18 protein-coding genes and 1 pseudogene are annotated in these 20,795 nt (G+C 60.5%); 4 read left to right on the top strand and 15 right to left on the bottom strand.

The window, feature by feature from the left end; all coding sequences use genetic code 11:
* Nucleotides 1-43 precede the first annotated feature (43 nt).
* The 12 genes and pseudogenes from gspD to AO388_RS23730 form a co-directional block, all read right to left on the bottom strand.
* Nucleotides 44-2,371 (bottom strand): type II secretion system secretin GspD, encoded by a 2,328-nt coding sequence (gene gspD / locus AO388_RS23785; protein ID WP_003435970.1) that lies wholly within the window; start codon nucleotides 2,369-2,371, stop codon nucleotides 44-46.
* The gene (locus AO388_RS23780; RefSeq protein WP_003371856.1) at nucleotides 2,371-2,901 is read right to left on the bottom strand and encodes a general secretion pathway protein GspN; all 531 of its coding nucleotides are present in this window, start codon (nucleotides 2,899-2,901) and stop codon (nucleotides 2,371-2,373) included. The genes gspD and AO388_RS23780 overlap by 1 nt, the downstream gene beginning before the upstream one ends.
* Nucleotides 2,898-3,496: pseudogene (gene gspM, locus AO388_RS23775) on the bottom strand (type II secretion system protein GspM). Before gspM ends, AO388_RS23780 begins: the two are co-directional and overlap by 4 nt.
* Nucleotides 3,471-4,565 (bottom strand): type II secretion system protein GspL, encoded by a 1,095-nt coding sequence (locus tag AO388_RS23770; protein ID WP_017278748.1) that lies wholly within the window; start codon nucleotides 4,563-4,565, stop codon nucleotides 3,471-3,473. The pseudogene gspM and the gene AO388_RS23770 overlap by 26 nt, the downstream one beginning before the upstream one ends.
* Nucleotides 4,562-5,296, bottom strand: coding sequence for a general secretion pathway protein GspK (locus AO388_RS23765; protein ID WP_058417288.1), 735 nt, complete (start codon nucleotides 5,294-5,296; stop codon nucleotides 4,562-4,564). The genes AO388_RS23770 and AO388_RS23765 overlap by 4 nt, the downstream gene beginning before the upstream one ends.
* Entirely contained in the window at nucleotides 5,293-5,925 is a 633-nt protein-coding gene (locus AO388_RS23760) for a prepilin-type N-terminal cleavage/methylation domain-containing protein (RefSeq protein WP_003371841.1), read from the bottom strand. The genes AO388_RS23765 and AO388_RS23760 overlap by 4 nt, the downstream gene beginning before the upstream one ends.
* Nucleotides 5,922-6,293 carry a type II secretion system protein gene (locus AO388_RS23755; RefSeq protein ID WP_003343408.1) on the bottom strand — a complete coding sequence of 124 codons (372 nt, stop codon included), beginning with the start codon at nucleotides 6,291-6,293 and terminating at the stop codon, nucleotides 5,922-5,924. Before AO388_RS23755 ends, AO388_RS23760 begins: the two co-directional genes overlap by 4 nt.
* On the bottom strand, nucleotides 6,293-6,727 hold the full coding sequence (locus AO388_RS23750) for a prepilin-type N-terminal cleavage/methylation domain-containing protein (RefSeq protein ID WP_072366198.1): 435 nt from the start codon (nucleotides 6,725-6,727) through the stop codon (nucleotides 6,293-6,295). Before AO388_RS23750 ends, AO388_RS23755 begins: the two co-directional genes overlap by 1 nt.
* 8 nt (nucleotides 6,728-6,735) lie before the next feature.
* Nucleotides 6,736-7,167, bottom strand: coding sequence for a type II secretion system major pseudopilin GspG (gene gspG, locus AO388_RS23745; protein ID WP_003317918.1), 432 nt, complete (start codon nucleotides 7,165-7,167; stop codon nucleotides 6,736-6,738).
* Nucleotides 7,168-7,192: 25 nt separating this feature from the next.
* Complete coding sequence (gene gspF, locus AO388_RS23740; protein ID WP_003371834.1) at nucleotides 7,193-8,395, bottom strand: type II secretion system inner membrane protein GspF; 1,203 nt, start codon at nucleotides 8,393-8,395, stop codon at nucleotides 7,193-7,195.
* Entirely contained in the window at nucleotides 8,392-10,116 is a 1,725-nt protein-coding gene (gene gspE, locus AO388_RS23735; protein WP_046719248.1) for a type II secretion system ATPase GspE, read from the bottom strand. Before gspE ends, gspF begins: the two co-directional genes overlap by 4 nt.
* An 83-nt stretch (nucleotides 10,117-10,199) precedes the next feature.
* A complete protein-coding gene (locus AO388_RS23730) occupies nucleotides 10,200-10,427 on the bottom strand; it encodes a hypothetical protein (RefSeq protein ID WP_003435985.1) in 228 nt (75 codons plus the stop codon).
* Between the two features lie 496 nt (nucleotides 10,428-10,923).
* Between AO388_RS23730 and AO388_RS23725 the strand changes: the two genes are divergently transcribed.
* Nucleotides 10,924-13,665, top strand: coding sequence for a beta-glucosidase (locus tag AO388_RS23725; RefSeq protein ID WP_032609888.1), 2,742 nt, complete (start codon nucleotides 10,924-10,926; stop codon nucleotides 13,663-13,665).
* A gap of 38 nt (nucleotides 13,666-13,703) precedes the next feature.
* On the opposite strand, the gene AO388_RS23720 is transcribed toward AO388_RS23725, so the two are convergent.
* Nucleotides 13,704-14,348, bottom strand: coding sequence for a TetR/AcrR family transcriptional regulator (locus AO388_RS23720; RefSeq protein ID WP_046719247.1), 645 nt, complete (start codon nucleotides 14,346-14,348; stop codon nucleotides 13,704-13,706).
* Between the two features lie 113 nt (nucleotides 14,349-14,461).
* Nucleotides 14,462-15,001 (bottom strand): GNAT family N-acetyltransferase, encoded by a 540-nt coding sequence (locus AO388_RS23715; protein ID WP_003371825.1) that lies wholly within the window; start codon nucleotides 14,999-15,001, stop codon nucleotides 14,462-14,464.
* A gap of 103 nt (nucleotides 15,002-15,104) precedes the next feature.
* Here AO388_RS23715 and AO388_RS23710 point away from each other — a divergent pair, with 103 nt between their 5' ends.
* The 3 genes from AO388_RS23710 (at nucleotide 15,105) to solA (ending at nucleotide 19,445) form a co-directional block, all read left to right on the top strand.
* On the top strand, nucleotides 15,105-15,995 hold the full coding sequence (locus tag AO388_RS23710) for a LysR family transcriptional regulator (protein ID WP_058417287.1): 891 nt from the start codon (nucleotides 15,105-15,107) through the stop codon (nucleotides 15,993-15,995).
* A 262-nt stretch (nucleotides 15,996-16,257) separates the two neighbouring features.
* Nucleotides 16,258-17,841, top strand: coding sequence for an aldehyde dehydrogenase (NADP(+)) (locus AO388_RS23705; protein ID WP_058417286.1), 1,584 nt, complete (start codon nucleotides 16,258-16,260; stop codon nucleotides 17,839-17,841).
* 428 nt (nucleotides 17,842-18,269) lie between these two features.
* Entirely contained in the window at nucleotides 18,270-19,445 is a 1,176-nt protein-coding gene (gene solA / locus AO388_RS23700) for an N-methyl-L-tryptophan oxidase (protein ID WP_003435989.1), read from the top strand.
* On the opposite strand, the gene AO388_RS23695 is transcribed toward solA, so the two are convergent.
* Entirely contained in the window at nucleotides 19,446-20,795 is a 1,350-nt protein-coding gene (locus tag AO388_RS23695) for a TolC family outer membrane protein (protein ID WP_054081080.1), read from the bottom strand.

Raw genomic sequence — 20,795 nt, 5'->3', positions numbered from 1 at the left:
GGCAGCGTCGTGAGTGGGCGTGGTGGCGGAAGCCCGCACAGCGTCAGTTCTGCATGCTGGTCCGCGAAACTTCCGGCTTGATCAACTGCATCTGCTGACGGTAATCATCCGTCACCTGACGTGCCTGGCTGCTGCTGGTGATGACTCGCGGCGTGATCAGCACGATCAGTTCGGTACGGTCCTTGGACTTGCTGGTGTTGCCGAACAGCCATCTCAAACCCGGGATGCGTCCCAGATAAGGTACGGCGCTGACCGACTCGGCGTTATCCTGTTTGATCAAACCGCCCAGCAGCACGGTCTGACCACTCTGCGCGGCCACTTGCGTGGCCACCGAACGGGTGGAAATACGCGGATTGCCGTTGGCATCGTTGTTGTTGGCATTGGTGTCGGCACTGCTGACCTGCTGCTGAATGTCCATGTACACCAGGCCGCCCGGATTGATGCGTGGCACGACATCGAGAATCACACCGGTCTGCACATATTCGACGCTGCTCAATGTGGTGTCGGTGGAGGTGTTGGTGTTGATCGAGGTCTGGCTGATCGGGATGTTGTCGCCGACCTGAATCTGCGCCTGCTGGTTGTTCATCACCACCAGCGAAGGTGCCGACAGAACCTGGGTGCGGCCATTGGTTTCCAGCGCCCGCAAGGCGACTTGCAGGTTGTTGCTGACGAAGGAATAGAAGAACGCATCAGTGGAGGCCAGCGCAGCCCCGCCAGTACCAATCGCCCCCTGACTGCCTGAAGTGTTGGTCACGTTGCCGGTCGTACCCGAGTTGCCCGCCAGACGCCCCAGGTACCACTGCACACCCATGTCCAGCTCGCCCGTGAGCTGAACTTCCAGAATGCGCGTTTCGATCTGCACTTGCAGCGGCGGATTATCGAGGCGTTTGATGGCCGACTCGATCTCCTTCCACTGCGCCGGACGGGTGCGCACCAGCAACTGGTTGCTGCTCTTCTGCGCAGTGATGCGCGTGCTGGCGTCCAGAGACTTGTTGTTGCCGCCAGACCCGCTGCCGTCCTGACTGGCCGAATCCGAATCGCCGCCGCTCTGATCGTCGCCTTCCGATTCGCTGTCGCTATTGGTCTGGCTGTTGTTCATGCCCTGACTGTTGCCAAAACCTCCGCCATTGCTCAGGCCGCTGCCAGTGCTGCCCAGGCCGTTGGAGCTGCTCATGCCGCCGACACCGCTGCCGCCACTGGAGTTGAGCGATGACAAGGTGGTGGTGCGCAGGCCCGGTGCAACCTTGGCCGCAGCGTCTTCCTTGATGGCACCCGTACCGTAGATCTGCCGCAGGTATTTGGCCAGATCAGTCGCCTTCATGTTGCGCACGTCATACACGTACATCTGCGGCTCGTTGCCACCACCTTCATCGATGGTGTGAATCCACTCGCCGACCTCGTGCAGGTATTCAGGCTGCGAGGAAATCGCCACCACCGAGTTGGTCCGCTCGATCGGCAGGAAACGCACCATGCCCGCCAGCGGCATACCGCTTTCCGGGCCGAACATTTTCTGCAGCTCGGGCATCAGCTCGCCGACCGAGGCGCGTTGCAGGCCGAAAACACCGACCGACATGCCTTTGAGCCAGTCCACATCGAAGGTGTCGATGGTGTCCTGATAGTTGGCCAGCTCTTCCGGCGTACCCGCCAGGCTGAGTACGTTGCGCGCCGGATCGACCAGCAGGAAGGCGTTTTCCCGGGCGAACGGCTTGAGCAGCTTCTGCATTTCCGTCGCCGAGATGTAGCGCAGCGGAAACAGCCGCGCCGACATGCCTGCCGAAGGTTGCGCGACGCGCATTTCCGGGACCAGCTTGCCCGCCACCGCCTGATTGGACGGCAGAATCACATAGCGGTTGCCCTGCTTGATCATCGCGTTGTCGGTCCAGGACAGCAGTGTCTCGAGAATCGACAGCGCCTGCTGTTTGTTGACCGGCTTGGACGTCGAGAAGCTCACATCGCCTTTAACACCTTGGGCAATGCTGTAGTTCTCGTGCAGCAGATCGCCCATGATGCTGTTGATCACCGCCTGAATCGGCTGGTTGGTGAAGTTGAAGACGATGTCACCGGTCTCGGCCTGACGCGCTGCCGGAGCTGCGGCGGGCTGCCGGATGAAACGCTGGTTGCCTTTGATGATCTGCCGCTGCGGCGAGCTGGTCGCCTGCTGGGAAGGTGGCTCGACGGGCGGTCTTTCGCTGCGCGGGTCTACCGGCGGGCGTTGTGAACCGGTTCCCTGGAGCGCTTCCTGCAGCATGCCATTGTCGGGATCGAGTGTGTCTGACTGTGACGCGCAGCCGCCAAGGGCGACGGCGGTGGCCAGGCAAAGCAAGGGTGTGCGCAAGGTAGCGATGGCAGGAACTCCAGAAAAGGTACCCATCACAGGGTGGAATCGTTGGTTAAGGTAATCGGCGGTGTATTCGACGGCGGCGGCAGACGCAGCGCGGGCAGGCGCAGGACTTGCGAGCGGTCATCAAGTTTGAACGTGGCCTGGGTGGGCTCCAGACGGTCCAGCGTCCAGCCGTTGGGCAAGCGATCGCCCTGACGGACTTTCAATGCCGGACCGCTGGCCTGCTTGAGCAATGCCACGCGCAACGAGCCGTCCATGATTACCCCGGTCAGGGTCAGGCCAGCCAGATTGGTGGCCTGCGCATCGGCTTTGCGAACGGCCACGTCAGGGCTGCGATCAGGACTGAACAGCGGGGTTTTCCAGGTATTGGCGAGGCTGTCGAGTGTCGCCGAAGGCGCGCTGTGGACCTGCGCCCTCTGATCGACCGGGTCGCGCGGTGCCTGCTCGGGCAGCCAGTCCGGTGAGTGCGCGGCGCCGCTGACAACCAATGCGATCAAGGCTGCCAGGACTGCGGCGAAAGCCAGCAGTGCCCACTCCAGCGGACGCAGTGAACCGATCATTGCTCGCCCTCGCCGGCACTGGCCGGTTGCAGGTAGCCACGCACCAGCAGGTGCACCACCAGTTTGCCGGCAGCACCGCTGGCCGGAGCGTTGGCGTCGCGACGCATACTCATCTCATCAATAAACAAAAACGGGCGCTGATACTCCAGCGCATGCAGGATCGCAGTCAATGGTTCGATGGCGCAGTTCAGGGTCAGGCTGACCTTGACCTGCCGATACGGCTCCGCGCNGTGATCGGCATGCGCTGGGTCAACTCGCAGCCACCGCCGGTGCTGGCCTGGCTGCTGATCAGGTCGGCAATGCGTTGCATCAGATCAGCGGCCACGGCACTGGGATCTTCGCCCGGCAGGAGGCTGGTGCTGCTGGCCGGATCACGACGCGCCTGCTCCAGTTGCTCGCGCAACGAGCCACCCTGCTGCAGAAGGCCAGCGTAGCGCTGCTGCTGTTCGCGCAGCTGGTCGGTCTGTTCGTTGATGTCACGCAGTGGACCGGCGAACCAGCTGTCTATCAGCAACCAGTAAGCCAGGCACAACACCAGAGCCAGGATCATCAGGGCAGCGCCCCGCCGCTCACGGCTTGTCAGTGGACGGCGCATCGGCGTTCTCCTGCTGCTGGTTCTGGTGCAAATGCGCGCGCAGGGAATACTGATCCTTGCCGGTTTTGGTGTCGGGCTGGATCACACCCTGAAACTGCGCATTATCCAGACTTCGGCAGTCCTTGACGCGGCCGATCAGCGCACTGGCCTTGGCGCTCTGCCCTGAAAAGGCCACCTCGGCACTGTCGCTGATTTCCAGGTGCTCGATCCAGGTGTCCGAAGGCAGGCAGGCGGTCAGCTCGCTGAGCAGCGCCGAAAGCGGCGGTTGAGCAGCCTTGCGGCGCAACAGGTAGTTGGCAGCGCCCAGAGTGTTGGTCAATTGCTGGCGCAGTTGTTGGACCTCGCCAACCTGAGCCTTCTGCGCCTTGACGCTGGCCTGCATGTCATCGAGCAGGCTCTGGCGGTCGTTCAGCCACAGCAACATGGCGCTCAGCAGCAGGCCGGCACATAGCCAGATCAGCCCGCGCTGCAAGCGATGGCCGGAGCGCGACTGTTGCGGGCGCAACGGCATCGGCAGCAGATCGACACCCATGCGCTGCCCTGTAGTCAGGTTGTCAGCGCCCACATCAGTGCCCACATCGACAGCATCGGGACGCAACCCACGCTCGGCGCACTCACGGAGTATCGCGTCCAGCCGCTCGCGCAGTATTGCCACCAGCGTGACCTGCACAAAGCTGGCGCTGCGACTGTCCTGACGGGCGACGAAGTACAACTGCCCAGCGTCAAATGGCGTGAAACGGTCAAGCTCGTAGCCGACCACAGTCGACAGATTGCGTGCCGCAGCCGCAGGAAGCTGCAAGGTCTGCAACAGCACAGCCGACGGCGGCAGCAGCAACACCCGCCGCACCTGAGGCGATGCATCGGGCAGCGGCTCGACCAACGGCCAGACAAGCGTCTGCTCCACGGTCTCGCGGCCCAGCCATCGACGCACACGCGGCGGCAGGCAGGCGCGAAGCTCCGTCACCCACCACTGCCAGGCGTGTTGCGCCGGACTGCCACGCCACTGCCGGGCGACCTGTTCGCGTAACGCATAAACAGGCGCCAGACGTGCAGAAACTGATGAATTCATTCTTGCCAACGCAACACCCTGTAGGGCTGTGCGCCTCCCTCCGATGGGCTCAATAAAACAGTGGTCTGTAACAGGGCGGTCACACCGCCCGGTCGTTCTGCGCGCGTGTCGATGGCCAGTACCTCACCGGGATCGGCCCCGACCGCGCTCTGGTTCGGCAGGTTCAAGGCCCGGCGCAGCAACGCCGAAGCGAATGCCGGGTCGGGCCGATCCAGACCGCTCCATAATGTTATTTCCGGTAGCAACCGGGCATACAGCGCCTGGCTCATGCCCGGCAGCTGGCGAACTTCCTCTACCACCCGCAACGGTGACTGACCGCCATTGCGCTGCGACTCCAGCACCTGGGCGATACCGCTGGCCTGATTCTTAGCCGCGCCACAGGCCTGCAGCAGACGCGATATATCAGCAACCGGTGCGCTGTTGAGGTCCAGCTTGCCGCGCTCGCTTCTGATGCTCACCAACAGTTGCGTGTCATCCATCCGTAACGAGACCACACGCCCGTCGGCAATCCAGCGTTTGCGCTGTTCAGGATCGAGCAAGCCCTGTACAGCCATATTCATGCCAGCTTCGGCGGCCATCAGCGCCTGGATATTTTGCCGTAACCAGAGCGACTGCCGGCTCTCCAATTGCACCCACCCGGCCAGCCCGCCGAGCAACAGGCTCAGCAGTGCCAGCACCCAGAGCACCACCAGCAGCGCAACACCGCGCTGCGATTGGCCGGTCACGTTCATTCGCCGCCCGCCCCACCGGACAGGTCCAGCCGCAAGGCCACCACTTCAGAGACCCATTTCACCGCGCCATGGGTCTGCATGTCGATGCGCACCGCGCCCGGCAAGCGATTCGGCCAGGGCCATTCGGCCATCCAGCCGGTCGGCTTGCCCTTGGGCGTCAGCCCGCGATAACTGAACGTCAACGACTCGACGTTTTGCAGCAATACCTGAGGCTCACCCCAGGGTTTGAGGGCAATGCCATTCGCACTGGACAGAACCTGAGCGAACGACACTTGCAAAGACCTATGGTCTTGCGGCCCCTTGAGCTCCAGGCTGTGAACCTGGATACCGCCGCCTAGCTCGCCCGGCAGCGTTGCGACAAACCGCAACTGCTGCGCCGAGCCTTCAAAAAAACCGCTGTTGACGTCATCCTCACCAGACGTGTCCAGCGGCAGTGCCTGAGCGATCGAGCTGCGCAGAAACGCTTGCGCGGCGCGGATCTCGTCCAGGTTAACGGTGTAGCGCTCAGCCTTGAGCACGGCACGATTGGCGCCCAGCAACGCCCCGGCAACCAGTACCAACAACACGCCGAGCAGGCTGATCACCAGCAGCACTTCCAGCAGCGTGAAGCCACGCTGGGTACGCATCATGACCCCGCACCGCTGACAGCGCCGCGTAATTTAAACGTGCTGAACTGCGCCTTGCGCTGATGTTCACTGAGCATCAGGTCGAGGCGAAACATCCTCGCCTGACCATTGGCACCCGGCAACTGACGGATATCCAGTGTCCAGTCGATGCCTGCGAGTTCGCCCTTTCGCGTACCGTTTTCCAGCGGACCAGCGCTTTCCTGATCCATTATCGTGCGTGCCGCATGGCTCAGCCGGTCACTGCGCGACACCTGCTGCAAGGAGCGCGCGCTTTGCCCGAACGCCACCAGCAAAACACCGCTGCACACCGCCATGACGGTCAGTGCAGCAAGCATTTCCAGCAGGGTGAACCCCGACTGCGATGTTTTCATTAAAGCGTCCGGACCTGGACGCTGCCGGTCAGCCAGCCAATATCAATACGCCAGCGCCGGTCGCCGTCAGCGACCACCACGTTGCCACCGCTGGAGCCGCCGTCCGGATAGAACTCCACGGCGGAGCCAAGATCGGACGCAGTCTGCATCGTCACGCGCAGGTTTTCCGGCCAGTGCATCTCGCGCTTGCCCGGCGCCTTGAAGGTCGCCTTGCGCAGGTTGAACTCGGTGCGCGCCGGCTGACCGGTAACAATTGCACGCACTCTGGTTGCCCGCAGCGCTTCGACCATGTCACCGACCGCGCGCCGTTCACTGGCGGTACTCAAACCCTGTTGCAGACCGAAACCCACCAGACCGACGGCGATGCTCATCAACACCAGCACCACCAGCATTTCCATGAGGGTAAAACCCCGGCTTGCGACAGGCGTTCTCATGCCGAGCTTTACTCCCAGTTGCCCAGGTCGGCGCTGTAGCCTTCGCCGCCCGGCTGACCGTCCTGGCCATAGAAGATCAGGTCGAAGCTGCCGTGCTGGCCCGGGAAGCGGTAGCCGAATGCATGGCCGAACGGGTCCTTGAGGTCCGAAGGCTTGGCATAAGGGCCGTTCCAGTTCGACGCATTGCCCGGTTTCTCAGTCAATTGCTGCAAAGTCTTGGGCGGCGAACCAACGTCCAGCGCGTAGCTTTCGATCTTCATGCCCAGGCTGGCCAACTGAGCCTTGCCTGCGCCGTATTTGCCCTTGTCGACGTTGCCGCCCACCTGACGCACGACGATGGTCGCAACAATGCCCAGCAATACAATAACGGCGAGCATTTCCAGCAACGTGAAACCGCCCTGTCGACGTGCGGGTTTGAAACGTGTACGGCTAAAAGTCATCGGAATGGTTTCCTCTTTCATGAATTCAGATATTGCTGGTCAGACTCATCAGCGGCAGCATGATGGCCAACATGATCACCGCGACCATGCCCGCCATCACCACCGTCAGCGCCGGTACGAGCGCGGCCAGCATGCGGTCGATACCGCGCTTGGCCTCGACGTCGAACACATCGGCGACCTTCATCAGCATGGTGTCCAGTTCGCCTGCCTGTTCGCCGACCTCGATCATTTGCAGCGCCAGATCCGGCAACAACGGCTGCGCGCCAAACGCGCTGGCCAGCGTGCCGCCACCCTTGACCGATTCGGCCGCCTGCTCGACCTGCGCTTGCAGGGCACGATTGGTGCAGACCTGGCGAGCGATCACCAGCGCCTGCAACAACGCCACGCCATTGGTCAAAAGCGTACCGAGGGTTCGAGTCAGGCGTGCTGCCTCGATGCGTTGCAACAAAGGACCGATCACCCGAATGCCCAGCAATCGGCGGTCACGGCGCTCGCGACGCTGCGGGTCGCGCATGCGAATGGCCATGCCCCAGATCAATGCGATCAGGCCCGCCAGCACAGCCAGCCCGTAGTCGCTCAAAAACTGTCCGAGGTTGAGAATGACCTCGGTGATCAATGGAATCGGCACGCCCAGATCCTTGAAGATCGGTACGAATTGCGGCACGACATAGGCCAGCAACAGGGCCAGAGAACCCAATACGCCTACCACCAGAAAGGCCGGATAGATCAGCGCGTTGATCACTTCGCCACGCAGCAACTGGCTACGCTCTAGGTAATCGCTCAACTGGCGCAGCGTGCTTTCCAGTGCGCCACCGGCTTCACCGGCGCGAACCATGCTTATATAGAGGGGCGAAAACTGGCTACCCTCTTCCTCGAGCGCCACGGACAGAGGCTTGCCAGCCTTGACCTGTTCGCGAATGCGCTCAATCAACGCCTTGGTCTGCGGTTGTCCAGGCTGTTTGAGCAGAATTCCAAGCGATCGTTCCAACGGCTGCCCCGCGCCGAGCAGCGTTGCGAGCTGCTGGGTGAAGCTGACCAGCGCCGCGCCATTGAGCAAGCCGCTGCCCAGCGCACGGCGCAAACCGCCCATACCGGCGGCATCGACCTGCAAGACCATCAGGCCACGCTTCTGCAACGCGGCAATGGCGGCATCCTGATCGCGGGCTTCCAGAGTGCCATTCTGCGGCGCGCCCTGAGCATCCAGTGCTCGGTACTTGAACAGACTCATGTGCCTTCACCACGGGTGACGCGCAGCACTTCTTCCAGCGAAGTCACCCCGGCCACGGCCTGACGCAGACCTTCTTCATGCAATGTGCGCAAGCCGCCACGTCGGGCAGCCTCTTCCAGCGTCGAAGCGTCGGCATGGCGCATCAAAAGACTGCGCAGTTCTTCGTTCATCACCAACAGTTCAGTGATTGCACTGCGCCCGCGATAGCCACCGCCGGGCGCATCGGCACGCGGGCGATACAGACGGATGGGGCGCTCGTCAGTGAAGCGCTCCAGCCCGTGTTCAGCGATCAACTCCGGTGGCGCATCAAAGGCTTCCCGGGTTGCAGGATCGAGGCGACGGACCAGGCGCTGAGCCAGAATCCCGTTGACCGTGGACGCGATCAGGTAGCTTTCGACGCCCATGTCCAGCAAGCGGGTAATACTCGCCGCCGCGCTGTTGGTGTGCAGGGTCGAGAGCACCAGGTGACCGGTCAATGAGGACTGGATGGCAATACGGCAGGTTTCCAGGTCGCGCATCTCACCGATCATGATGACATCCGGGTCCTGCCGCACAATGGAGCGCAGCGCTCCGGCGAAATCCAGCCCGATGGATGGCTTGACCTGAATCTGATTGATACCTTCGAGCTGATACTCGACCGGATCCTCAACGGTGATGATCTTGCGCTCGGCCGTATTGAGCCGTGACAGCGCGGTGTACAGCGTGGTGGTCTTGCCAGAACCGGTCGGCCCGGTGACCAGCAGAATGCCGTGCGGACGCTCCAGCACGTCGAGAAATTCGTCCAGCCGTTCGCCATCGAAACCCAGGCTCGGGAAATCGAAGTTGATGGTCTGCCGGTCCAGCAGACGCATGACCACCGATTCGCCAAAGCTGGTGGGCACTGTCGATACCCGCAGGTCCAGCTCCTTGCCCTGGATGCGCAGCATGATCCGGCCATCCTGCGGCAGACGACGCTCGGCGATGTCCAGCCGCGCCATGATCTTCACCCGGGAAATCACCGCGGCCGAAGAACTGGACGGCGGTGCTTCGGCTTCGTGCAAGACACCGTCGATGCGGTAGCGCACCTTCAACTGGCTCTCGAAGGGCTCGATATGGATGTCGGACGCACGCTGTTCGACCGCGCGTTGCAGGATCAGATTGACCAGACGAATGACCGGCGCTTCGGAAGCCAGGTCCTTGAGGTGCTCAATGTCTTCCAGCGAGCCGCCCTCTTCATCCAGGTTTTCGATCAAGGTGCCCATCGCCGAGCGGCCCTGGCCGTAGTAGCGTTCGATAAGGGTCTCGACTTCGTTGCGCGGGCCGATGGAAAGTCGCACGGGCACCTCGCAGGCATAGGCGATGGCCTGAAACGGGTACAGCGTGCCGGGGTTGGCACTGAGCACTTGCAGGCCTTGATCGCTCCAGCCTACTGGCACGACTTGATAGTGGCGCATGAAGCGTTCGGTCAGCGGCGGCAGAGGATCCAACAGTGGCGGCACGGCATCGGCGAGCAACAACGGCGCCTGCAGCAATGCCGCCCACGCGCGGGCCAGTTCGAATTCGGAAACCAGGCCCAGACGCGTCAGCAGCCCGAGCAACTCAGTGCCTTCCGACTCCTGCTGCAAACGTTGCGCGCGCTCCAGATCGGCCGTTTTCAGACCAGCATTTTCTATCAGCCAGGCACAGACCTGCTGGGCATCCGGAATGAGCAGACTGGAAACATCGACGGGAGCTGACGGCATGAATGAGGGCATTTTGCTACTTCGGAGGGACATATTACAGCACTCTCCGACTGGAGAGTGCTGCGCTCAAAGGCTTCAAACGATCAGTTTGACTGCTTTTGAGTGGTTGCGTTCTGCGGGCGACCACCTTTTGTCGTTTCGGTCTTCTGGTTTTGCGCCTTCTGCGCTGCCTTGGCGTCCTGGGTCTGGGTCATCACGGTCTCGTCGCTGGCACCGGAAGTCGCGTCTGCGTCTGTCGCGTCGTCAGCAAAGACCGCACCACTCAGGGCAAGACCCAACACCACACCGGCACTCATCATGGAAAACTTCATCGTATTAACTCCTCGAAAAACAAAAAGAGCCCCGCAAAAAAAGCGGGGCAGTTGTAGAAACCGGGCAAGAACTAGCGCACAGCAAACGTCGCAACTTGCGAGCTGTCTTTCTTCGTCCTGAAAAATCTTAAACCCATCGACCAGTAGGTTTAACAAGAGTTCCTCATTTGTAAAGAAAAAATACGAAATCGAAGAAAAATACGCTTTTATTTGACATTTATGCCTTGTTTTAGACTTAATTGTACCGTTTTGTAGATTCAAAACGCCACTACGTGATGTCACTTTAGTAGCGCACCACAAGTAAAAAAAGAAACGCCAAACAAAACTAATACGGCAACTAAGGAGTCCTAACTCGCGCCCTGACAACAGGGAATAAACGCGACGACGGGAAACTGTTGCCGAAAGAAAAAGTTGGCGGAAAGCGGTAAATAAGAACGCAATGATCCTGCGCACGTGCGCAGGCAGACAGTTATTTGAAACGCAGTTGGAGAGCAATATGAACAAGCGAAAGATGATAGGCGCGCACTCGGCGCTGGCCTTGCTGGCATTGGCAGTATCCCAGGTGCACGCCGCTGACCCTACCGTGCAACAAGGGCGTGAAGATCGCGCCGAAAAAGCCGCACAGAAAACCCTGGCCAAAATGACCATGGAAGAAAAGCTGGCCTACATCGGCGGCACCGGCGGCTGGGACGTCAAGCCGCTGACCAACTACGGCATTCCGCAGATCCACGGCGCTGACGGCGGTGTCGGCGTGCGCTACACCAGCGAAGGTAACGATCAGGGTGTTGTTTACCCGTCCGGTCCTAACCTGGCCGCCACCTTCAACCCGCGTCGTGCCATCGACCTCGGCCGCGCGCTGGGTTATGACACTGCCGTCGGCGGCTACCAGTTCATCACTGGTCCCGGCGTCAATTTGTATCGCATGCCGTACGGCGGCCGTGCGTTCGAATACCTCTCCGGTGAAGACCCGTTCCTCGGCGCCAGCCTGGCACCAGGCGTCATCAACGGTATCCAGTCTCGTGGTGTATGGGCCAACGCCAAGCACTACGCGGCCAACGATCAGGAAAGCAACCGCTTCAATCTGAACCAGACAATGCCAGAGCGCGTTCTGCGCGAAATGTCGCTGCCTGCGTTCGAATCGTCGTCGAAAAACGGCAATGTGGCGATGATGATGTGTGCCTTCCAGAAGGTGAACGGTGATTTCGCCTGCGAAAGCGACCACCTGATCGCCCAGATCCTGAAGAAGGAATGGGGCTTCAAAGGCTTCGTACAGAGCGACTACAACGCTGTCGTTCACGGTTTCAACGCTGCCCGCGCCGGTACCGATCTGGACATGATGGGCTACCAGATGAACAGCTCCGTGCTGAAGCCGCATCTGGACGCCGGCGACCTGAGCGCTGCGACCATCGACGACAAGGTCCGCCGCATCCTCAAGCAGATCTACCTGTACAAGTTCGACAGCAAGACGCCGCTGACCACGCACAACATGAACAGCTCGACCAGCAACAAGGTTGCTCTGAACGCTGCGCGTGAAGGTATCGTCCTGCTGAAAAACCAGGACAATCTGCTGCCGCTGGACAAGCAGAAAGTCAAGAAAATCGCCGTAGTCGGCACCCTGGCCAAGTACTCGCCACCGACCGGTTTCGGCAGCGCCAACGTTATGGCCAGCCATTACGTCAGCGAATTGAGCGGCCTGCAACAAATCGCGCCTAACGCCAAGGTCGACTTCATCGAAGGCCTGTCGCTGGACCCAAGCACCAGTGCCTGGACCACCACCGACGCAACGGGCAATGAAGTTCAGGGCATGAAGGTCGAGTACTTCAGCAACACCAACTGGTCTGGTGATGCAGCGGTCACCCGCACCGAGAAGCATGTTGACCTGGACTGGGCCAACGACAAGAACCTGCCGTTCGAAAGCAACACGTCGACGTCCGATCCGTACACCAGCAAAGGTTCGACCGCTGGCGAACTGAACGGCGATACATCGTCGACGTCGATTCGCTACACCGGCAAGGTCACCCCGACCCAGAGCGGCGAGCAGGTGTTCAAGGTGCGTGCCGACGGCGCCGTGCGTCTGTGGGTCAACGGCAAGAAAATCATCGACAACGGTGACGGCAAGCCGCTTCCGGGCAACAGCATTCCGCCAACCATTCCAGAGTTCGCCAAGATCAATCTGGAAGCAGGCCAGTCTTACGATGTGAAGCTCGAGTACTCGCGTCGTGCCGGCTACCTGTCGACCATGGGCGGCCTGGTAGGTGTGCAGTTGAGCTCCGCTTCGCTGAACGCTCCTCAGGACCTGTCCGGCTATGACGCCGTCGTGGTTGCCGTGGGTAACAGCAACGAATACGAAGGTGAAGGTTTCGACCACAGCTTCGATCTGCCTGAATTCCAGAACGAGCTGATCCAGAACATCGCCAAGGTCAACCCCAATACCGTGGTGACCATGTATGGCGGTACGGGTCTGAAGATGAGCGACTGGATCGAACAGGTTCCAGCAGCGCTGCACGCTTTCTACCCAGGTCAGAACGGTGGTCAGGCCCTGGCCGAGATCCTGTTCGGCAAGGTCAACCCGTCTGGCAAGTTGCCGATCAGTATCGAACGCAATATCGAAGACAACCCGGCTTACGCTTCCTTCCCGAAATTCGACAATCAGAACACTCTGACCGAAATGGATTACAAGGATGACCTGCTGCTGGGTTATCGCGGATACGAGAAGAAAGGCATCAAGCCGCTCTACCCGTTCGGCTACGGTCTGTCGTACACCACATTCGGCTACAGCAACATCAAGGTCACGCCAGGTGTCGCGGTCGGCAATACGCCGATCAAGGTGTCCTTCGACCTGAGCAACACCGGCAAGGTCGGTGGTTCGGAAGTCGCTCAGCTGTACGTTGGCCAGCAGAACCCGAAAGTCGAGCGTCCGATCAAGGAACTCAAAGGCTACAAGAAGGTGTTCCTCAAGCCGGGTGAAAGCAAGCGTGTGACCATCGAGCTGAATGACCGCTCGCTGGCCTACTTTGACGAGAAGAGCAAGCAGTGGGTGGTCGATGCCGACACCTTCAACATCTCGCTCGGTTCGTCGTCGCAGGACATCCGCCTGAACGCCAAGCTGGTCAACTCGTTCCGTCAGGAACTGTCGACCACCACCAGCAACCCGCTGCCACGCTCCGCTCTGAACTCGGTTCTGGTCGAGAAACCACCGGTCAAGACCGGCGGTGTATTCAAGCAGACCGTCGAGTAAGCGTTAGCTGACTGAAGGGTAAACGGACAAATAAAGGCTCAGGGACGAGCCCTTACCGCTGCATCGACCTGCGCAATGTAGGTATCGAAACACTCGACCAGGTCCACCTGATCGGGAAAGCGTAACCACTGAATCTGCAAACCATCCATCATCGCCAGAATCTGCCGGATGATCTTGTCCAGATCCACATCCGCACGTACCTCCCCGCGTTCCACCAAGGCCGAAAACTGTCCCAGCAAGTGCGCGTGAATGCGCTTGTAGCGCGTCTGGAACCATTCAAAGGCAGGCTGGTTTTCCAGCAGACTTTCCGCATTGAGGATCGAAAACGCACGTACCACGCCGGGCGCCGTAGCGTTGGAGCGGTTGATCGCGCGCAAGCCGCCGAGCAGACCGGTCAGGGTGTTATCGGTGCGGACTTCAGCAGCAATTCGGCCGTTGACCTCATCGCGTCGCTCCAGCACGCCCATCAGCAGCGAGATCTTGCTCGGAAAATGGTGCAGCAGTCCGGCGACGGAAATACCGACGATGGCTGCCACCTTGGCCACTGAAGCGCCGGTGTAGCCTTCAAGGGAAAACACTTGCAGGGCCGCATCGAGCAGTTCTTCCCGGCGCTTCTCGCCCTTTGGCGCGCGTCGCTGTCGAGTGACTGCCGTGCCCTTTTCCGTGGGGTCATGCCGAGTCATATCAGGCTCCTTCTTGAACAGCCGCGTACCCTAACGATTCAGGCAAGCGCTGGCAACGCTATTGAGCCAGATTGTTCGACAATTTAATTTTGTACAGCAGAGCCATGGCAGGGTCAGGTGCGCTCCACTGGAACACTGGCCCAGCCCTCGCCCAGCATGCGCTGCATCAGTACCGTGTCTACCCAGCGGCCATGCTTGAAACCGACCGATTCGAACACGCCGACCCGGCGAAAGCCAAGACGCTCATGCAGGCGCAACGAAGCGATATTCTGGCTATTGCCGATAACCGCAATCATCTGCCGCCAGCCGCCCGCTTCACAGTGCTGCACCAGGGCGCTCAACAGCGCCTGGCCGATCCCCTGACCGCCGAGTCCGTCGCGCACGTACACCGAATCCTCCACGGTAAAGCGGTAGCCTGGGCGAGGTCGATACGGCGTGACATAGCCATAGCCGACAATTTCTCCGGCGCGCTCGGCGACCAGATACGGCAAGCCTTTGGCGAGGACCATGCGACGACGCTGCAGCAATTCGGCCAGATCGGGCGGCTCCAGCTCGAAGCTGGAAATCCCGTGCAGCACATGGTCAGCGTAAATCGCCTGCACGGCGGGCATGTCATCGTCGCGGGCGTCACGCAGGTCAAGGGTTGAAGTCATGTCCAGACTCTGTACGAATGTGTGTGAAGGCCGTAATGATGCAGCCCGCCACAGCATTAAAAAAGCTATGATTTGTCATCCACAGTATAAGAAATACTTTGTCATGCGTCGGCTGAACCTCAATCACCTGCACACGTTTTCGCTGGTCATCGCCCATGGCAGTTTTTCCGCGGCGGCAGAGCGTTTGCACCTGACCCAGCCAGCCGTCAGCCTGCACGTGCGACAGCTGGAAGAACAACTGAAGCTGCAACTGATCGAACGGGTCGGCAAACGCCTCAAACTCACCTCCGCTGGCAATGTACTGCTGGAGTATATCGCGCGCATCGATGCCGTGGTCGAAGACGCCCTGCAGGAGTTGTCCAGCCATGCCAGCGGCATTGCCGGGAAAGTCGCCATCGGCACCGGCGCGACAGCCTGCATCCATCTGCTGCCGCCCATGTTGCAGGCGCTACGTCGGCGCTTCCCCGAACTGGATGTGCGCGTCAGCACCGGCAACACCGACGGCATCCTCAAGGCGGTCGAAGAAAACCTTCTGGACCTGGCACTGGTCACCCTGCCCGCCTCCGGCCGCAGCCTGCACATCACACCGCTGCTCGAAGATGAGTTCGTGGCGATTTTCGCCAGCAGCCAGCGACCGATGCCGGCACACATGACTCCGGAGCACCTCAGCACACAGCCGCTGGTCGTATTCGAAGCAGGCAGCAGCACGCGCCTGCTGATCGATGAATGGTTCCTGCACGCCGGGATCCGGGTAAAACCGGTCATGGAACTGGGCAGCATCGAAGCGATCAAGGAAATGGTCGCTGCAGGCCTGGGCTACAGCATCGTGCCGCGAATGGCCGTTGCTGCGCTGCACCATCGCCGCGGCTTGCAGATGCTGCCCCTGGCCACAGCGCTGAGTCGCACGTTGGGAATTGCCTTGCGCCAGGACAAACCGGTCAGCAAGGCCCTGCGTCAGGTGCTGGATGCATTGCAAGACCTTAAAAGGTCATGAACGCGCGCCACGATAGGACCTGACTGCGCCCATGCACTATAAAGAGCAAAGGCACTCGGCCTGGCAAATAAGGTCGACAGTTGCACAGGCAGCGAATCAGGTTGTACGATGACTGCCCACTGATAACTGAAAACATGATGGCTGGCCTGCTTTTAGACGCCCCATCACTGACAATCTGTAAAGCAACTCGGCAACCCATAAGGAGCGCCGGTCCGGATACCTTCCCTGCCGACCTCCAACCTCAAAACAACAGGAGATACCGATGCCTAACATTCTCGGCCAGAACTTCATCGCTGGCGGCCGCAGCGCTTTGGGCCAGAGCCTGCAAAAAAGCCTGGATGCCACCACCGGCGAAGAGCTGCCTTACAGCTTTCATCAGGCCACCGACGGCGAAATCGACGCTGCGGCACTGGCTGCCAAGGCTGCATTCCCGGAATTTCGTCAGTTGAGCCCGGCCCGTCGCGCCGATTTCCTCGACGCCATTGCTGATGAGCTTGACGGCTTGGGCGATGACTTCGTCGCCATCGTCTGCCAGGAAACCGCCCTGCCCCAGGCGCGTATTCAGGGTGAGCGCGGTCGTACCAGTGGCCAGATGCGTCTGTTTTCCAAGGTTCTGCGTCGCGGTGATTTCGTCGGTGCCCGTATCGACCTGGCGCTGCCGGATCGCAAGCCGCTGCCACGCGTCGACCTGCGCCAGTACCGCATCGGCGTGGGCCCGGTTGCCGTGTTCGGGGCGAGCAACTTCCCGCTGGCGTTTTCCACTGCGGGCGGTGATACCGCAGCGGCACTGGCCGCCGGTTGCCCGGTGGTGTTCAAGGCGCACAGCGGTCACATGGCGACTGCCGATCTGGTGGCCAGCGCCATCATTCGCGCTGCCGAGCGTACGCAGATGCCGAAAGGCGTGTTCAACATGATCTTCGGCAACGGCGTCGGCGAAGGTCTGGTCAAGCACCCGGCCATCCAGGCGGTCGGTTTCACCGGCTCGCTGAACGGCGGTAACGCCCTGTGCAAAATGGCCGCCGAGCGTCCACAACCCATTCCGGTGTTTGCCGAAATGTCCAGTATCAACCCGGTCGTGCTGCTGCCAGGCGCCTTGCAGGCACGTGGTGAAACCGTGGCCAAGGAGCTTGCCGGCTCGGTGGTCATGGGTGCCGGCCAGTTCTGCACCAATCCCGGCGTGGTCATCGGCTTGCGTTCTCCGGCGTTCTCGACATTCATCGAGCAACTGACCGAGCAGATGGGCAGTCAGGCTCCGCAGACCATGCTCAACGCGGGTGGCCTGCGCAGCTATAGCAAGGGTGTGGAACATCTTCTGGCGCATCCTGGCGTGACACATCTGGCCGGCAAGCCTCAGGAAGGCAAGCAGGCTCAGGCGCAGTTGTTCAAGGCTGACGTCAGCCTGCTGCTGGACGGCGATCAGTTATTGCAAGAGGAAGTCTTCGGCCCGACCACGCTGCTGATCGAAGTCGCTGACGATGCGCAGTTGAAGGACGCGCTGCAAGCCTTGCGTGGTCAGCTGACTGCGACGGTGATCGGCGAGCCTGCGGACTTGAGCCAGTACAGCTGGCTGCAACCGATTCTCGAAGAGAAAGTCGGGCGCATTCTGTTCAACGGCTACCCGACCGGTGTCGAGGTCTGTGAAGCCATGGTTCACGGCGGTCCGTATCCGGCAACTTCGGACGCGCGCGGTACTTCGGTGGGCACCCTCGCCATCGACCGTTTCCTGCGCCCGGTCTGCTATCAGAACCTGGCGGACAGCCAGTTGCCACCCGCGTTGCAGAACGCCAACCCGCTGGGCCTGCGTCGTCTGGTCAATGGCGAATGGAGCGATCAACCTGTCGCTTGATAGCCGCCGGTTGAACCCGCAGCAAAGCAGCGCGACCTGATCAGGGTCGCGCTTTTTTTTGGAAAATATTTCTTTTTTGTGCCCGAATTCGCTTACAGCGGACCGGTTTTGTACCCGGACGACAGCACCATAGAAGTGCAAAACATGGGCTGTTCATAAAATAACCACACAGCTGTAAGCCACGTGTAACAAGGGTTTCAAAAAGTTACCCACAGACATACCCACGATTTCCGTGGACAACTTTTCATCGATTTCGGACCTTAAAAACCCTGAGCAGTGCAAGCGTAAATTTTTGACGGGTGCCTGCAATCCCGGTGTGATGGCATCTGTAATGGCCCACGAGGTCGCCTGACATAACCTTATGCACGTTTGGCGGTTGATTCGACAGGCTGTCCATAGTGAGATAGACCATTTATCGAGGCTCCCCTATGCAACAGCGTTGTAAAGTGGCCGTACTCGGCCTGGGTGCCATGGGTGCAGCCACTGCCTATCAGCTGGCAAAGGCCGGAGTCGATGTGATTGGCATCGACCGCTACGACCCTCCGCACACACAAGGCTCCAGTCACGGCGATACACGCATCACGCGGCTGTCGGCCGGTGAAGGTCCGCAATACCTGCCCTTGGTACGCAGCTCGCAGCGCATCTGGCGCGAACTTGAAGCATTGAGCGGCGAATCGCTGTTCGAGCAATGCGGTGTGCTGGTGATGACCTCAAGCCCGGCCTACGATCCCGAGGACGTCAACGACTTCACCCATCAGACCATCGCGCTGGCCCGTACTTATGGGGTGAAGCACGAGGTACTGGCGGCCGCAGCGATTCGCGAGCGCTTCCCTCAGTTCGCTCCTGTACTGGACAGCGCTATCGGCTATTTCGAACCCGAAGGCGGATTCGTTCGGCCCGAGCGCTGCATCGCCGTACAGCTCAAGCTGGCAAGGCAACATGGCGCGCGTTTGCTGACCCATGAAACGGTCACGCACTTACAGGCGCATGGCGATCAGGTACGAATCACCACCGACAAGGGCTCGATCATCGCCGACAAGGTCGTGGTCAGCGCGGGCATGTGGTCATCCGGGCTGCTCGGCGCACCGTTCAGCGACCTGCTGCGGGTGTGCCGGCAAAAGCTGTTCTGGTTCGAGTTGCAGCACGAGGCTGCCTTTGCTGCGCGGTCGCCAAGCTTCATCCTGAGTCACGGGCCGGGCGACGCCGATGTCAACTACGGCTTCCCGCCGCTGCCCGGTGAAAACAGCATGAAGGTCGCCACCGAGCAATACAGCGAGACGTCAGCGGCGGACCAGCTGGACCGTACCATCTCCGCGCGGGAAGAACAGGAAATGTTCCGCACCCAGGTGCAGGGCAGGATAGCGGGACTGACGCCAAAGGTGGTCAAGTCTTCGGTGTGCGCTTACACGGTCACGCCGGACTGCCACTTCATCATCGATGAACATCCGCACCTGAAAAATGTGACGGTGGTCTCGGCCTGTTCCGGCCACGGCTTCAAGCATTCGGCCGGGCTCGGACTGGCGCTGGCGCAGCGCTGTATTGATGGCGAGAGCGATATGGATCTCTCGGCCTTTTCATTACAACGCTTCGCCAGGCAGGCTTGATCAGCGCGCCACCACGAACGCCTCGTCGATGCGCGCCAGATCGGTGTCACGCAAGGTGCCCGCGTAGTAATGCAGTTTGATCCAGGCCATCAAATAGTCGTAACGGGCTTTTGCCAGATCGCGACGGGTACTGTAGAGCTGCTGCTCGGCGTTGAGGGCATCCAGGCTGATGCGCTCGCCACCCAGAATGCTCTGGCGGGTCGACTCGACCAGTGCCTGCGCCGAGATCAGCGCCTTCTGGTAGGCGCGCAACTTGCCCACCCCTGACGCACAGGCGTTGAACTGGCGACGCAGCTCGATCAGGGTTTCGCGGGTCTTGCCCTCCAGCTCGTATTCAGCCTGCTCGCGCTTGCTGTTGGCCTGGCGCACCGAGGCACTGGTGCCACCTCCGGCGTACAGCGGAAGACTGAGCTCGATGCCTATCGTGTTGGTGTCGTAACGCTGATTGTAGGTGTTGCCGCTGTCCGATTCATTCTGACGGATACTTGCGTAAGCATTCACCGTCGGCAGATGCCCCGCGCGATTGCGCTCCACCTCGTATCGCGCCACTTCCAGGGACTGACGTTGCGAAGCCAGAATCGGGCTGTTGGCCATCGCCAGCGCATGCCACTCGGTAAAGCTGGACGGCGCCAGGACCAACGCCTGAAAGCTGTCCCTCAACGGGTCCAGTTGCGTAACATCGATACTCGGCTCGCCCAGCAACGCGGCAAGCTCGCGCAAGGCCGCGTCCTGCTCATCGCTGGCTTCGATCTGCTCGGCAATCGCCAGTTCGTTGCGCGATTCGGCTTCGAGAATATCGGTGCGCGTGCCCTCTCCCTGCTCGAACATCTGTCGGTTCTGCGCGAACTGGCGTTCGAACGCCTGCTGCTTGGCACGCGCGATATTGATCTGGTCCTGGGCGAAGAGTGCCTGGGTGTAGAGGGTCAACACCCGCACCAGTAATTCCTGGCTCTTGCTGCGAAAGGTCTCGTCGGCAAACAGCGCCTGGGCCAGCCCCTTGCGGTAATTGGCGTACGCCTCGTAATCGATCAATGGCTGCTGAACCGTCAGGCTCGAACCAAAACTGTTGTAGTGGCGATGGTCAGTGGTGTCTTGAGCGCTGCCTTTGAGGGTCGCCTTGGAATCGTTGCGACCCTTGTTGTAGCTGTATGAAACGCGAGGCAACAAGCCGGCACGACCGATCACCCGGTTTTCCAGGCCTGCGTCGCGCTCCTTGAGTGCGCCCAGATAAACCGGGTCATTGCGAAGCGCCAGTTCATAGACCTGAAACGGGCCCATGGCCTGGCTCAAAGGTGCAATGCCCAGCAGGATGGCCGTCAGCAAAGCGGCTTTAAGGGGATGGCGAAACAT

Source organism: Pseudomonas sp. ICMP 10191, from assembly GCF_001467335.1.
GTDB lineage: Bacteria > Pseudomonadota > Gammaproteobacteria > Pseudomonadales > Pseudomonadaceae > Aquipseudomonas > Aquipseudomonas cerasi.
The sequence above is the reverse complement of the archived record's forward strand: the minus strand, read 5'-3'. Positions and strand labels throughout refer to the sequence as shown.